The following is a 14,582-nucleotide window of genomic DNA, read 5'->3' as shown; positions in this document are numbered from 1 at the left end:
TCAAATTATAAAAATTGCTAAATTCAAAAAGTAAGTATAGGTTGGGTTACAGCATTCCGTCTAACCCAATCAACCATTTTTTCAGACGACCTATCGTCCCCAAACCATCCCCATCAAACCAACACCCAAACCATGATTAAAACCGACAAAATCCGCAAACCGCAGCCTGCGGTGTTTTACATCATCGACTACCTTTGGAGCGGCTTTGCCGGTCTGAGCGTGGCGATGGTGGTGGTGGCGTTGTGGGCGTGGGGCAGTGCCGTATTTGGTGAGTTTATGCTGCCTGCGCCGGTGGAGGTGTTTCAAAAGTCTTTAGATTTATTGAAACATTTTCAGGAAAACGAAATTGGGATTTCGCTATGGCGGTCGGTGGTGGGGATTTCGGTTGCGCTGGTAGCGGGATTGGCGGTGGGGCTGGTGGCAGGCAGTTTTAAGACAGCGATGGCATTGCTTAAGCCTGTGATTACGGTTTTGTTGGCGATGCCGCCGATTATTTGGGTGGTGATGGCTCTGTTTTGGTTCGGTTTCGGCAATCCGAGCGTGTTGTTTACCATCATTGTGTTGGTTGCGCCGCTGACGTTTGCGAGTGCGGCGGTCGGGATGGCAAGCGTGAACAAGCAGCATGAGGAGTTGTTTGACGCTTATAAATTAGGCCGTCTGAAAAAAATCCGTTATCTGTATATCCCGCATCTGACGGGCTATGTGATTTCCAGCGTCGGCGTGGCGGTGGCGATGGGGGTGAAGGTGGTGATTATGGCGGAACTCTTGGGCGCGAGCGAAGGCGTGGGCGCGCGGATTGCGGACGCGAGGGCGATGCTGGAGACTTCGACGGTGATGGCTTATGTGGTGTTGGTTATCGTGTTTGTGTCGCTGTTTGAATACCTGATTACCAAGCCTTTGGAAATTTTGTTTATGCCGTGGAGGAGATGATGCTCCGTCTTGAAAACGTGCGTTTTGAAATTCTCCGCGACCCCATTGTGCGCGATTTCAGTTTGAACCTGCAACATGGCGAAGTGAAAGCCTTGTTCGGACCGAGCGGCTGCGGCAAGACGACGGTTTTGCGGCTGATTGCAGGCTTGGAAACGCCGAAATCGGGCACGATACGCAATACTTTCCGCAAAACGGGTTTTCTGTTTCAGGAAAACCGCCTGCCGGAAAACCTGACCGCGATGCAGAATATCGCCATTTTTATGGACAAACCCGATGAAGGCGAAATCGTCGCGCTGGCGGCGAAAGTCGGGCTGACTGCGGGCGATTTGAACAAATATCCGACCGAATTGTCCGGCGGCATGGCGAAACGGGTGGCATTTTTGCGCCTGCTGCTGTGCGGCTGCGACCTTGCCTTGCTGGACGAGCCGTTTGTCGGTTTGGACCGCGATTTGCGCGATATTTTGGTCGCCATGCTGGTGGAGAAAATCGAGCGACAGGCTATGGCTTGTATGCTGGTAACGCACGACCGCTTCGAAGCCGCGCGCCTGAGCCATGAAATCATGCTGCTTTCCGCTAAGGGCATGAACGTGCAAAACGTGATTACCCTGCCTACGCCGCTGTCCGTACGCGATTCGGCTTTTGAAGAAGCCGTGGTGGCAAGAGAGTTTCAGGGGATTCATTATTATGAGTGATAGGAATTTAAATTTCTGACAAACCTTGCGGTTCGTTGCCCTCTCCCTAACCCTCTCCCACGGGGAAAGGGGATCAGGTTTCTCAAAATCAGAGAGCCGTAGAATTGGGAATCAGATGTCAGGTAAACCTGAAAATGTTCAGGCTCGACAGCCCAATTCCCTCTCCTCGTGGGAGATGGCTAGGGAGAGGGTAAGCAAGCCGCAGGCTTGCCTCTTTAGCGAAAGATACGAATCTGTTATCCGAACGCGATTCGGTTTTTGAAAAAGCCGTGGTGCCAAGGGGGCAGGGGATTCATTATGAGGTGCTTTATGTTTTCGACTGTGATTACTGCTGCTGTTTTATATATTGCTACAGCAGTAGATTTGTTGGTAATACTATTAATATTTTTTGCTAGAGCAAATACTAGAAAAGAATATCGAGATATTTATATCGGACAATATTTAGGTTCTGTAATTTTAATATTAGTTAGTTTATTTCTAGCTTTTGTTTTGCATTATGTTCCGGAAAAATGGGTGTTGGGTTTATTAGGTTTAATACCGATTTACTTAGGTATTAAAGTTGCTATTTACGACGATTGTGAGGGCGAAAAAAGAGCTAAAAAAGAATTGGATGAAAAAGGGTTGTCAAAATTAGTCGGTATTGTTGCTTTGGTTACAGTTGCTAGTTGTGGTGCAGATAATATTGGACTTTTTGTTCCTTACTTTGTGACTTTAGATCTTGTCGACTTATTAGTTACTCTTCTTGTATTTTTAATATTGATTTTTGTTTTAGTATATACAGCACAAAGATTGGCTAATATTGCAGGTGTTGGTGAAATTGTAGAGAAGTTTAGTCGTTGGATAATGGCTGTTATTTATATTGGTTTAGGGTTATTTATTATTATTGAAAATAATACAATTCAAACAATAATATCAATAATATGAATGATACGGGCATTTGAGTATCTGACAAACCTTCGGCTTGCTTCTTCAATACAAGATACAACCCTGTCCTCCCAATAAATCTATATCCGAAAGCATCTTCATGCAGAATCAAGCCAAACCATGAATAAGTTTTTCACCCACCCCATGCGGCCGTTTTTCGTCGGTGCGGCGGTGCTTGCCATACTCGGCGCGTTGGTGTTTTTCATCAGCCCCGGTGCCGTCATTTTGCACCGCCAAATCTTCTTAGAACTCATGCTGCCTGCGGCATACGGCGGCTTCCTGACTGCAGCCATGCTCGAATGGACGGGTTATAAAGGTCGTCTGAAACCTGTCGCTACTTTGATGGCGGCATTACTGCTCGCCGCATCTGCCATACTGCCCTTTTCGCCGCAAACTGCCTCGTTTTTCGTTGCCGCCTATTGGCTGGTATTGCTGCTGTTCTGCACTTGGCTGATTTGGCTCGACCGGAACACTGACAACTTCGCTCTTTTAATGTTGCTTGCCGCGTTTACTGCTTTTCAGACGGCCTATGCCGTCAGCGGCGATTTGAACTTACTGCGTGCGCAAGTACATCTGAACATGGCAGCGGTCATGTTTGTATCCGTCCGCGTCAGCGTCCTTTTGGGCGCGGAAGCCCTCAAAAAATGCCGTCTGAAAGACCCTGTATTCATCCCCAACGTTGTCTATAAAAACATCGCCATCACCTTCCTGTTGCTGCACGCCGCCGCCGAACTTTGGCTGCCCGCGCAAACCGCCGGTTTTACCGCGCTCGCCGTCGGCTTCATCCTGCTTGCCAAGCTGCGCGAACTGCACCATCACGAACTCCTGCGCAAACACTACGTCCGCACCTATTACCTGCTCCAACTCTTTGCCGCGGCAGGCTATCTGTGGACAGGCGCGGCGAAATTGCAAAACCTGCCCGCCTCCGCGCCCCTGCACCTGATTACCCTCGGCGGCATGATGGGCGGCGTGATGATGGTGTGGCTGACCGCCGGACTGTGGCACAGCGGCTTTACCAAACTTGACTACCCCAAACTCTGCCGCATCGCCATCCCCATTCTTTTCGCCGCCGCCGTTTCGCGCGCTTTCTTGATGAACGTGAATCCGATATTCTTCATCACCGTCCCCGCGATTCTGACCGCCGCCGTGTTCGTACTTTATCTTTTCACGTTTGTACCGATTTTTCGGGCAAATGCGTTTACAGACGATCCGGAATAAAACAAAAGGCCGTCTGAAAATTTCAGACGGCCTTTTGTTTTAAATAAATGCTTTATTTGTTGGCGTTCAAATAAAGATTAATCAGGCGTGTAGTGGATCTGTCGTGTTTTTGCACTTCGGTCTCGCCGGTCAATTCGGCAAGAATGGTTTTGGCCAACTGTTTGCCGAGCTCTACGCCCCATTGGTCAAAGCTGTTGATACCCCAAATAATGCCTTGAACAAAGGTTTTGTGTTCGTACATGGCAATCAGGCTGCCCATATTGCGCGGATTGATTTTATCCATGAGGATGAGGTTGGTCGGACGGTTGCCGGAAAAGGTTTTGTGCGGAATCAGCTCTTCGATACGCGCTTCGTCCATGCCTTGAGCTTGAAGCTCGGCGCGCACTTCGTCCGGCGTTTTACCGCGCATAAAGGCTTCGGCTTGGGCAAAGACGTTCGCCAACAGGATTTCATGGTGGCCGCGTAGGTTGCTGCGTTTTTCAAGGGAGGCAATCAGGTCAATCGGCGTGATGTGCGTACCTTGGTGCAGCAGTTGGAAGAAGGCATGCTGGCCGTTGATACCGGTTTCGCCCCAAATAATCGGCGAAGTTTCGTAACCGACAGCTTTGCCGTCAAGGGTCACTTGTTTGCCATTGCTCTCCATATCGAGCTGCTGGATGAATTTGGGCAGGCGGTGCAGATGTTGGTCGTAAGGCGCGATGACGTGGCTTCCGCCGCCGTAGTAGTTGATGTACCAGATGCCGATAAGGGCGAGGATGGCGGGCAGGTTGCGCTCGAGCGGGGTGTTGATGAAATGTTGATCCATCAGGTGCGCGCCGTTGAGCATTTCGATGAAGTTTTCTTCGCCGAGATACAGCATAATCGGCAATCCGATGGCGGACCACAGGCTGTAACGGCCGCCGACCCAGTCCCAAAATTCAAACATATTGGCGGTGTCGATACCGAATTCGGCAACGGCTTTTTGGTTGGTCGATACGGCAACGAAGTGTTTGGCGACAGCGCTTTCATCGCCTGCATGATCCAAGAACCATTTACGCGCGGTCAGGGCGTTGGTCAGGGTTTCTTGGGTGGTAAAGGTTTTGGAAGCAATGATGAACAGCGTGGTTTCAGGGTGGACTTTAGACAATACGTCGCTCAGTTGGGAGCCGTCCACGTTGGAGACAAAGTGCATCTTCAGGCGCGGATGTCCGAAAGGCTTGAGCGCGGTACACATCATCAGCGGGCCCAAATCCGATCCGCCGATGCCGATGTTGACAATATCGGTGATGACTTGGTTGGTATAGCCCAACCAACTGCCGCTGCGGACTTCGTGTGCAAATTCGCCCATACGTTGCAGGACATGGTTGACCTTAGGCATCACATCCTCGCCATCCACGACGATGGGGGCATTGGTGCGGTTACGCAGGGCAACGTGGAGTACGGCGCGGTTTTCTGTCGTATTGATTTTTTCGCCGTGGAACATTTGCTGCATCCGTTCCGGCACGCCTGCTTCACGCGCCAACTCGAACAAAAGCGACATGGTTTCGTCGTTGATACGGTTTTTAGAATAATCCAAAGTCAGGCCGCCAACCTGCAGCCAGTAGCGCTCGGCACGTTCGGGATCTTGCTCGAACATTTCACGCATGTGTTGTTCTTTGGTTTCGTCAAAATGTATCCATAATTTTGACCAAGCTGGTAAATCGTAAAGCTGTTTCATCGGATGCTCTCCTGGATAGTGGACAGTTTTGTTGAGAAAACGGCCGTGAGGTCGTCTGAAACGGGAACGGGGTGGTTTCCGTTTTTTGAGGTTTCAGACGGCCTTGATGTGGGTTGGGCCGTCTGAAGATATCAGTGAAGAATCAATCTTTATCATATTCGATGTGTTTGTTATGTATGCTTTTTTTACTTTTTTGCAGTTGAATGCTGGCAGTGTCGCCCAAGCGTAAAGCCAAGCCGATGGCAAGAATGTCAATAACAGCCAACTGCAGAAGACGGGATACCATAGGCGTATAAAGCTCGGCATTTTCCTGAGTGGCAATGCTCAATACGCAGTCGGCCATTTGGGCCAACGGCGAATCATTGCGGGTCAGCGCGATAACGGCTGCGCCGTTTTCTTTGGCAATACTGGCCGCATCCAACAATTCGATAGATGAGCCGGTATTGGAAATCGCCACCAACACATCCTGCTCGGTCAATACGGAAGCCGCCATCAACTGGGTATGCGTATCAACATAGGCAACGGTGGACATACCGAAGCGGAAGAATTTGTGTTGCGCGTCTTGAGCAACGATGCCGGAGTTGCCGACACCATAAAACTCAACGCGTCGTGCGTGCTTCAGAATGGCAATTGCGTTTTCCAGCTCGGACTCTTTCAAGAAACGGCGCTCGCCCAAGAGGGAGGCTGCGGCATTACCCAAGACTTTTTCAACCACGCTGCCCATATTGTCATCGGCGTTCAATTCTGCATGAACGTAAGGCATGCCTTCATGACCGATGCTGGCAGACAAAGCGAGTTTGAACTCAGGCAAGCCTTTGTAACCCAAGCTGCGGCAGAAACGGATTACAGTCGGCTGACTGACGGAAGCACGCTCGGCGATTTCCGCCACAGCGGCATGAACGAACCATTTCGGCTCGGCCAGTGCAGATTCGGCAACTTTGCGTTCTGCGCCGGAGAGATTGGACAATGATTCGCTGATTTTGCTTAACATATACTCTACCCTTTGATTCTTTGACGTTCAGGACAAGGTATATTTTCGTACCCTGCCCTGCACCGCCGTTTGTGTGTTTAAACGTTATTTAAATGATTGTCTAATGCCACCGCCGCGCCGACGATGCCCGGAAATTCGCTCAATACGACATACACAGGAATGGCGGCAAGATAAGCTTCAAAGCGGCCTTTATTTTCAAAGCGGCTGCGGAATGGAGACGTTTTAAAGTAATCCAATACACGCGGGATAATCCCGCCGCACAAATACACGCCGCCGCGCGCGCCCAAAGTCAAAGCCAAATTGGAAGCGACCGTACCCAGCATGGCGCAGAAAATATCCAAAGTCTGACGGCAAATAGGCGATGTTCCGCTCAATGCCTTATCGGTAATTTCAGAAGGCTTCAGACGGCATTGTTTGATGTTGTCGCGTTTGGCCAATGTTTCGTAAATCAGGCTCAAACCTGCGCCGCTCAAAAAACGCTCGGCAGAAACATGGCCGTATTTGTTTTTAGCGTATTGCCAAATCAACACTTCCATATCGTCAAACGGTGGGAAGCTGGTATGGCCGCCTTCGCCTGCCAACGCCACCCAGCCGGCAGCGCTGTGCACCAAACCGCTGACACCCAAACCGGTACCCGGACCGATAACGGCTTTAGGCGCAAATTCGATTGGTTTTTGACCGCCGATTTGTATCAAGTCTTTCTTATCGGTTTGTGTTACCGCCAAAGCTTGGGCGGTAAAGTCGTTCAACAAAATCAACGTTTCAAAACCCAAAGCCTGACGGGTGGTTTCGATGGAGAATGCCCAGTGGTGGTTGGTCATCTGCACCCAGTCGCCCAAAATCGGATTGGCAATCGCAAAGGCTGCATGCAAAACTTTCGGGCTGCCTGCGCGTTCCAAATAAGTTTTGGCGGCATCGACAATGGTGTCATAATCCTTGCAAGGCAAGACTTCAGCCTTTTCAATGACCCGTGGTGCAGTTTCAAGTGCAAAACGGGCATTCGTACCGCCGATATCGGCGACCAAACGAGGGTAAGCTTCAGCGTGCATAGTAGACATGGCAGTTAATTCCTTGGTGATTGAGAATCAGACTGGTCGGATATTCGGTGTCAACCCTTGCAGCAGCCTTGTCGAATACCGCTTTTTTCTCTGCGCCTTGAATGGCCAAAAATACATTCGGCGTTTTGGCAATCGCACCCAAAGTCATGCTCACACGCTCATGCGGCGCGGTAACCGGCGTAGTATGAATCAATGTCAGGTCATTGGCTTCATTGATTGCTGCCTGTAATTGAGGCGCTTGAGGGAACAACGACGCCGTATGCCCGTCTCCGCCCATCCCCAACACCAGCACGTCAGGTTGCTTGTAATGTTTCAATGCGTAAGCAACGACAACTTCAGGTTGTAATTCAGTTTCAGACTTTCCGTCTTCAACAACAGGAATCCATGTGGCAACGGCCGCGTTATTTTTGAGCAGATATTCGCGTACCAAGCCTGTATTGCTGTCGGCATGCGTGGTCGGAACGATACGCTCGTCCACCAAAGTAATGCCAACGTTTTGCCAATTTAAATCTTTTTGCGACAAAGCCTCGAAAAACGCAATCGGCGAACGCCCGCCGGAAACGGCCAAAACCGCATGGCCTTTCTCATTCAACGCGGCTTGCAATGCGGTGGCAACAGCATCAGCGAGAGCTTGCGCGGCAGTTGCAGCGTTTTCTTGTTCGTGCCAAACAAACATGTTTCGTCCTTTCATGGTTTCAGACGGCCTTTTGTTGGAAAACAAGGCCGTCTGAAAAAAATATTATTGCTCTTCGTGCCACTTGTTGCCGTCTCGAGCCAAGAGTTCGCGCGCGGCTTCCGGTCCCCACGAATGCGCGTCGTAGCCGTGCGGCGGGGTGGTGTTGTTTGCCCAGTTTTCCAAAATCGGCATCACATATTCCAAAGCGGCTTCGAGTTCGTCGCGGCGGTTGAACAAAGCGAGTTTGCCGTTGATGACATCCAGCAGCAGGCGTTCGTAAGCTTCGGCACGGCGGCCTTCGAGAGCTTTTTCCAAGTCGGTTGCCAGCGGCACGATTTCCACTTTATTGCCTGCGCCCGGCGTTTTCATTTGGGTATAGAGGCGGACGGATTCGGTCGGCTGAAGCTCGATAACCAAACGATTCGGCGCAGGTTGGCTGTTGTCAAAAATATGGTTTTGCAGCGGACGGAAGTTCAACACGATTTCCGCCACTTTGCCTGCCATGCGCTTACCGGTACGCAGGTAGAAAGGCACGCCTTTCCAGCGGTCGTTTTCGATTTCGGCTTTGATGGCGACATAGGTTTCAGTGAAACTGTCTTTCGGTACATCGACTTCTTCCAAATAGCCGTTCATGCCGTTTGCTGCAACATACTGACCACGAATAACATTTTCGTTGACGGATTCGATGGTCAGCGGTTTCAGCGATTTGATGACTTTCACTTTTTCATCACGCACGGCATCGGCATCCAAGCTCGCCGGTGCTTCCATCGCAGTCATACAAAGCATTTGCATCAAGTGGTTTTGCACCATATCGCGCAACGCGCCGGTAATGTCGTAAAACTCGCCGCGCTCTTCCACGCCGAGCTTTTCGGCAATGGTCAGCTGTACGCTTTCAATATATTTGTTGTTCCACAAAGGCTCGAACATCACGTTGGCAAAACGCAATGCCGGCAGGTTTTGCAGGCTTTCTTTACCCAAATAATGGTCGATACGGTAGATTTGGCTTTCTTTAAAATAGCGGGCGACATCGGTATTGATTTGTTGGGAAGAGGACAAGTCCGTACCCAATGGTTTTTCCAAAACCACGCGCGCGTTGTCGGCGTTCAAACCGATTTCGGCAAGGTTTTCACAGGCTTGTGCAAAGAATTTCGGCGCGGTGGAAAGATAGATGACGACATTGTCGGTTTCCTTGCGGGCTTTGACTTTTTCGCCCAAGGCAGTGAAATCGCCTTTCTCTGTAACATCGACTTTCAAATACTCGATACGTCGGATAAACGAAGCCCACGCTTCATCTGAAAAATTTTGTTTGATATGGATTTTAGAATTCGTTTCCACTTTAGCCAAAAAGCCGGCGGTATCCAATTCGCTGCGGCTTACGCCCAAAATACGGCCTTCGGGATGAAGCAAACCGGCCACGTGCGCCTGATACAGGCAGGGCAAAAGTTTGCGCATTGCCAAATCGCCGGTCGCACCGAACAACACCAAATCAAAATTTGTCTGTGTACTCATCGTTTCATCTCTCGCTGAGGAAGCTTGCTTCAAAACTTTTGGACTGTCGTCATCCATAAAAATCAATTAAAATCAAAAGCCTTTAAGCAATAAGCAGTAAAAAAACCAATCGCCTGCACCAAAATTTCAAACAAGCGGGCTAGTGAGTAGTAATACTACACATGGCTACAGATTTTGTCTATTCTCATTTTTACAAATTGTTTGATTTAACATAAAAATTTGATGACTTTCGCAGCCCACCATTTTACGAATTGACCATACCTCGATTTAAATCAAATTTCTTCCACTTTGTGAATTATTTTGTAACAAAATTACAGAATTTGTACTATAATACGCAGACGCTTCGAAGAGAAATCTTCAACATTTCAGACGGCACTCATTTATTTATTCCCACAGCTCCAGGCCGTCTGAAAAACACCCAATACAAAAATCAGAAACGCGCAAACAAAATCCCTATCATATCGTTTTGCCAGGAGACAGCCCATGAACCCCACTCCTATTCACCCTAAACTCGCCGAGATTACCGAACGCATCATCGAGCGCAGCCGCCCGACGCGTGAAAAATATCTGGCGAAAATCCGTAGTGCCAAACAGATGGGACGCTTAGAGCGCAACCAGCTCGGCTGCAGCAATTTGGCGCACGGCTACGCCTCTATGCCCAAAAGCATCAAAATCGAAATGCTTCAGGACACCGTCCCCAACTTAGGCATCATCACCGCCTACAACGATATGGTTTCCGCACACCAGCCGTTTAAAGACTTCCCCGACCAAATCAAAGACGAAGCGCAGAAAAACGGCGCGACCGCACAAGTCGCCGGCGGCACGCCCGCTATGTGCGACGGCATCACGCAAGGCTACGCCGGTATGGAATTGTCGCTGTTTTCCCGCGACGTGATTGCCATGAGTACCGCCATCGGGCTGTCGCACCAAATGTTTGACGGCGGCCTGTTTATGGGCGTGTGCGACAAAATCGTGCCGGGTTTGATGATCGGCGCGTTGTCGTTTGGTCATATTCCGGGCATCTTCGTCCCCGCAGGTCCGATGTCCAGCGGTATCGGCAATAAAGAAAAAGCCCGTACCCGCCAGCTTTTCGCCGAAGGCAAAGTCGGCCGCGATGCCTTGCTCGAAAGCGAAATGGGTTCCTACCACAGCCCCGGTACCTGTACCTTCTACGGTACCGCCAACTCCAACCAAATGATGATGGAAATGATGGGCGTGCACCTGCCTGCCGCCGCCTTCGTCCACCCTTACACCGACCTGCGCGAAGCCCTGACCCGCTACGCTGCCGGACACCTCGCACGCGGCATCAAAAACGGCACCATCAAACCTTTGGGCGAAATGTTGACCGAAAAATCCTTCATCAACGCCCTGATCGGTCTGATGGCGACCGGCGGCTCGACCAACCACACCATGCACCTCGTCGCTATGGCGCGTGCGGCCGGCGTGATTCTCAACTGGGACGACTTTGACGAAATTTCCTCCATCATCCCGCTGCTCATCCGCGTTTATCCGAACGGCAAGGCCGACGTGAACCACTTTACCGCTGCCGGCGGCCTGCCTTTCGTCATCCGAGAATTGTTGGACGCAGGTCTGTTGCACGACGATGTCGATACCGTCGTCGGACACGGTATGCGCCACTACACCAAAGAGCCTTTCCTTATCGACGGCAAACTCGAATGGCGCGAAGCCCCCGAAACCAGCGGCAACGATGACATCCTGCGCAAAGCCGACAATCCGTTCTCCCCAGACGGTGGTCTGCGCCTGATGAAAGGCAACATCGGTCGCGGCGTAATTAAAGTATCTGCCGTGCGCGAAGGTTGCCGCATCATTGAAGCGCCCGCCATCGTATTCAACGACCAACGCGAAGTGTTGGCTGCGTTTGAGCGCGGCGAATTGGAACGCGATTTCGTCTGCGTCGTCCGCTACCAAGGCCCGCGTGCCAACGGTATGCCCGAGTTGCACAAACTGACCCCGCCTTTGGGCATCCTGCAAGACCGCGGCTTCAAAGTGGCGCTGCTGACCGACGGCCGTATGTCCGGCGCGTCCGGCAAAGTTCCGGCCTCCATCCACATGACCCCCGAAGCCCTGATGGGCGGCAACATCGCCAAAATCCGTACCGGCGACCCGATCCGCTTCGACTCCGTTACCGGCGAACTCAACGTTCTGATCAACGAAGCCGAATGGAATGCCCGCGAAGTCGAACAAATCGACTTGGGCGCGAACCAACAAGGCTGCGGTCGCGAACTCTTCGCCGGCTTCCGCAGCATGACCAGCAGCGCGGAAACCGGTGCGATGAGCTTCGGCGGCGAATTTGCCTAAACCCTTTTCAGACGGCCTTTTAAAACAATCAGGCCGTCTGAAACCATGTTAACGAACCTATTACGATACAGTCCCCAACGGAGACCTAAAATGTCCAAACTGACCCCCCGCGAAATTTTGACCGCCGGCGCAGTTGTGCCGGTAATGGCGATTGACGACTTAAGCACCGCCGTCGATTTGTCCCACGCCCTTGTCGAAGGCGGCATCCCTACCCTCGAAATCACCCTGCGTACACCCGTCGGACTCGACGCCATCCGCCTGATTGCCAAAGAAGTACCCAACGCCATCGTCGGCGCGGGTACGGTAACCAATCCCGAACAGCTCAAAGCCGTCGAAGACGCAGGCGCGGTTTTCGCCATCAGCCCGGGTCTGCACGAATCCCTCGCCAAAGCCGGCCACAACAGCGGCATCCCCCTGATTCCCGGCGTTGCCACTCCGGGTGAAGTCCAACTGGCCTTGGAACACGGCATCGACACCCTCAAACTCTTCCCCGCCGAAGTCGTCGGCGGCAAAGCCATGCTCAAGGCACTCTACGGCCCTTACGCCGACGTGCGCTTCTGTCCGACCGGCGGCATCAGCCTGGCAACTGCACCCGAGTACTTGGCACTGCCTAATGTCTTGTGCGTCGGCGGCTCATGGCTGACTCCGAAAGAAGCCATCAAAAACAAAGACTGGGATACCATCACCCGTCTGGCTCGCGAAGCTGCCGCTTTGAAACCAAAAGCCTAATCAGGTTATAAGGTTAAAAAAGGCCGTCTGAATATGATTTCAGACGGCCTTTTTATATCAATTAAGCCAACACTTTCCGTGCCGCTTCCACACCCCAATACAAAGCCTCTTCAAATACCGAATAGCTGCTTAAATCACTGTGTGCGAACAACAATCCGACATTTCGATTTCTGATTTTTAATAAAGCCTCATCGCTTAAATAGCCGGGTTTCGGCACGCTCATGCCATGCCCCCGAACGGTAATGTCAACATGGGAAACGTGCCGCCAAAAGCCTTCGCCGTAAGCGGTAAGCAGATCTTGTGCGGCAAGCCGGAGCAGCTCTTCGTCGCTTGCTTCAAGCAGCTGGCGGCGGACGGCTTGTGGCGTATCGTGGTTGAGCGCGGCGTAGGCGGTAAAAATCGTGCGTTCAGGATGGGCAACCCGAATAAGCTGGTTGGTCGCAACAACATAGCCCAACCCTTGGCTGCCATAAACCACATTGTCCCACGCAAGTTCGCTGTTGTTTTTTTCTTTCGGGAAACTGTGCAGTTCAAAATTAGAAACCAGCCATGGCGCGTATTCTGGGATGTCCAGACCAAATTGTTCGGGAGAGTCAATAATGCGGGCGGCAACCATCAGCGGCATGGCGGAGATAACGTGTTGCGCGGTGACGGCAACGGTTTCCCCTTTTGCATTATCACGCAGCCACACTTCAATCCGGCCGTCTGAAAGCGGTTTGATTTTGACGGCGGAAGCATTAATTGAAGCAGGCTTCTCCAAACGGATACGGTTTTCAGACGGCCATTGCCAGCCTTCCTGCAAACCGGCATGACGGCGCAGGTTTTCAGAAAGATGCGCCAAACCTTCGGGCCAAGTGAGGACGGTTTCTGCATTGTTGCGGGCGGCAAAATAATGCAGTCCGGCAAAGGCAGACACTTGCCTGATGCCTTGTCCGTAATCGTCGCGGCAACAATAATCGAGATACCACAAAAGATCAGGCGAGTGGTAGCCTTCTTGCTCAAGCCATTGTTTGAACGTCAGATTATCGAGTTTGCGCCATGTCTCATCGGCCGATGACAGCGCAATCGGAATAGCAAAAATTTTCTTACCGTCATCGCCGTAAGCCTGTTTCAGACGGCCTATTAAATCAAAAAACCGTTTGGAATCCGCATCTTCTTTCGGCAATAAATGTTCCACCCATTTATCCTGATATAAAAGGCGCGATTCGGGCGCATAGACCAAATCGGTTTCCCTAAAGCTGCCGTCCGGCTGCAAAATACCAAAATCCGCCAGCATCTCGCGCACATACACGCTTTCTTTCGACGGCAAAGCCAAATAATGCGCACCGCTCGGCGCTTTCAGGCCGTCTGAAGACGTATAGGCGGCATTGTTGCCATTGCGTTCAAACCCTTCTGCCAACAATACATCACAGTGATTATGCTTCGCCAAATACCACAACGCCCCCAAACCCGCCGCACCGCCGCCGAGTATCAACGTATTGCATTCATAACGACGGGTCGGCGCTTGCAGCAATTCCCCGTCGCGCAACAAATGCCCCAACGGCAAGCCGACACGGTTAATAGAAACCGGCGGTTTGCGGTTGAGGTACTTATAAGTCTGCCAAGAGAAAGCAGAGGCGGCACTAAGCGCGGCGGTATAGCTGAGAAATTGACGGCGGGTTAGCATGTTTTATAAAAAGGTTGTCTGAAAAAATAAAAATAAAACGGTACAATGAAGTTACGCAGGTCTCGCGTTATTTATGCCCTACCGAATAACCATCCCTTACCGCTTCTAGCAACCAGCATACTGCGCCAATGGCCACACACCAGCGTCACGGCAGTAGCGGAATACACCTCCACA

Annotated in this window: 12 protein-coding genes; 6 read left to right on the top strand and 6 right to left on the bottom strand. The window is 51.2% G+C overall.

Annotated features, from left to right (window positions below):
• Positions 1-132 precede the first annotated feature (132 nt).
• From FAH67_RS01375 to FAH67_RS01360, 4 genes are all read left to right on the top strand, one after another.
• A complete protein-coding gene (locus FAH67_RS01375) occupies positions 133-930 on the top strand; it encodes an ABC transporter permease (protein WP_003679975.1) in 798 nt (265 codons plus the stop codon).
• Positions 930-1,622 (top strand): ATP-binding cassette domain-containing protein, encoded by a 693-nt coding sequence (locus FAH67_RS01370; RefSeq protein WP_172459154.1) that lies wholly within the window; start codon positions 930-932, stop codon positions 1,620-1,622. The genes FAH67_RS01375 and FAH67_RS01370 overlap by 1 nt, the downstream gene beginning before the upstream one ends.
• 309 nt (positions 1,623-1,931) lie before the next feature.
• The gene (locus tag FAH67_RS01365) at positions 1,932-2,546 is read left to right on the top strand and encodes a CadD family cadmium resistance transporter (RefSeq protein ID WP_003678684.1); all 615 of its coding nucleotides are present in this window, start codon (positions 1,932-1,934) and stop codon (positions 2,544-2,546) included.
• 120 nt (positions 2,547-2,666) lie between these two features.
• On the top strand, positions 2,667-3,764 hold the full coding sequence (locus FAH67_RS01360) for an NnrS family protein (protein WP_003678683.1): 1,098 nt from the start codon (positions 2,667-2,669) through the stop codon (positions 3,762-3,764).
• A gap of 52 nt (positions 3,765-3,816) precedes the next feature.
• Here the strand turns inward: FAH67_RS01360 and pgi are convergent, their stop codons facing one another.
• The 5 genes from pgi to zwf form a co-directional block, all read right to left on the bottom strand.
• Positions 3,817-5,460 (bottom strand): glucose-6-phosphate isomerase, encoded by a 1,644-nt coding sequence (pgi, locus tag FAH67_RS01355; protein WP_003678682.1) that lies wholly within the window; start codon positions 5,458-5,460, stop codon positions 3,817-3,819.
• A 142-nt stretch (positions 5,461-5,602) separates the two neighbouring features.
• Positions 5,603-6,451, bottom strand: coding sequence for a DNA-binding transcriptional regulator HexR (gene hexR / locus FAH67_RS01350; protein ID WP_003678681.1), 849 nt, complete (start codon positions 6,449-6,451; stop codon positions 5,603-5,605).
• Positions 6,452-6,528: 77 nt separating this feature from the next.
• Positions 6,529-7,509, bottom strand: coding sequence for a glucokinase (locus FAH67_RS01345; protein ID WP_112890846.1), 981 nt, complete (start codon positions 7,507-7,509; stop codon positions 6,529-6,531).
• Entirely contained in the window at positions 7,490-8,185 is a 696-nt protein-coding gene (gene pgl, locus FAH67_RS01340; protein ID WP_039863451.1) for a 6-phosphogluconolactonase, read from the bottom strand. Before pgl ends, FAH67_RS01345 begins: the two co-directional genes overlap by 20 nt.
• 63 nt (positions 8,186-8,248) lie before the next feature.
• Positions 8,249-9,694, bottom strand: a complete 1,446-nt coding sequence (gene zwf / locus FAH67_RS01335; RefSeq protein ID WP_039863473.1) for a glucose-6-phosphate dehydrogenase — start codon at positions 9,692-9,694, stop codon at positions 8,249-8,251.
• A gap of 483 nt (positions 9,695-10,177) precedes the next feature.
• Here zwf and edd point away from each other — a divergent pair, with 483 nt between their 5' ends.
• Together edd and FAH67_RS01325 are read left to right on the top strand one after the other, a co-directional pair.
• Positions 10,178-12,013, top strand: a complete 1,836-nt coding sequence (gene edd, locus FAH67_RS01330) for a phosphogluconate dehydratase (protein ID WP_003678702.1) — start codon at positions 10,178-10,180, stop codon at positions 12,011-12,013.
• A gap of 90 nt (positions 12,014-12,103) precedes the next feature.
• Complete coding sequence (locus FAH67_RS01325) at positions 12,104-12,742, top strand: bifunctional 4-hydroxy-2-oxoglutarate aldolase/2-dehydro-3-deoxy-phosphogluconate aldolase (RefSeq protein WP_003678704.1); 639 nt, start codon at positions 12,104-12,106, stop codon at positions 12,740-12,742.
• A gap of 61 nt (positions 12,743-12,803) precedes the next feature.
• Here the strand turns inward: FAH67_RS01325 and FAH67_RS01320 are convergent, their stop codons facing one another.
• Positions 12,804-14,408 carry an NAD(P)-binding protein gene (locus FAH67_RS01320; protein ID WP_003678706.1) on the bottom strand — a complete coding sequence of 535 codons (1,605 nt, stop codon included), beginning with the start codon at positions 14,406-14,408 and terminating at the stop codon, positions 12,804-12,806.
• Positions 14,409-14,582: the final 174 nt, after the last annotated feature.

Origin of the sequence: Neisseria flavescens (genome assembly GCF_005221285.1) — a bacterium.
Lineage (GTDB): Bacteria > Pseudomonadota > Gammaproteobacteria > Burkholderiales > Neisseriaceae > Neisseria > Neisseria flavescens.
Note: the sequence above shows the minus strand (reverse complement) of the source record. Positions and strands in the feature narration are given on the sequence as shown.

Bases quoted from the DNA above. Each gene is read 5' to 3' on its own strand.
- hexR (WP_003678681.1), bottom strand. From the start codon at position 6,451: ATGTTAAGCAAAATCAGCGAATCATTGTCCAATCTCTCCGGCGCAGAA.
- FAH67_RS01365 (WP_003678684.1), top strand. From the start codon at position 1,932: ATGTTTTCGACTGTGATTACTGCTGCTGTTTTATATATTGCTACAGCA.
- FAH67_RS01360 (WP_003678683.1), top strand. From the start codon at position 2,667: ATGAATAAGTTTTTCACCCACCCCATGCGGCCGTTTTTCGTCGGTGCG.
- FAH67_RS01370 (WP_172459154.1), top strand. From the start codon at position 930: ATGCTCCGTCTTGAAAACGTGCGTTTTGAAATTCTCCGCGACCCCATT.
- pgl (WP_039863451.1), bottom strand. From the start codon at position 8,185: ATGTTTGTTTGGCACGAACAAGAAAACGCTGCAACTGCCGCGCAAGCT.
- FAH67_RS01325 (WP_003678704.1), top strand. From the start codon at position 12,104: ATGTCCAAACTGACCCCCCGCGAAATTTTGACCGCCGGCGCAGTTGTG.
- FAH67_RS01375 (WP_003679975.1), top strand. From the start codon at position 133: ATGATTAAAACCGACAAAATCCGCAAACCGCAGCCTGCGGTGTTTTAC.
- FAH67_RS01320 (WP_003678706.1), bottom strand. From the start codon at position 14,408: ATGCTAACCCGCCGTCAATTTCTCAGCTATACCGCCGCGCTTAGTGCC.
- pgi (WP_003678682.1), bottom strand. From the start codon at position 5,460: ATGAAACAGCTTTACGATTTACCAGCTTGGTCAAAATTATGGATACAT.
- zwf (WP_039863473.1), bottom strand. From the start codon at position 9,694: ATGAGTACACAGACAAATTTTGATTTGGTGTTGTTCGGTGCGACCGGC.
- edd (WP_003678702.1), top strand. From the start codon at position 10,178: ATGAACCCCACTCCTATTCACCCTAAACTCGCCGAGATTACCGAACGC.
- FAH67_RS01345 (WP_112890846.1), bottom strand. From the start codon at position 7,509: ATGTCTACTATGCACGCTGAAGCTTACCCTCGTTTGGTCGCCGATATC.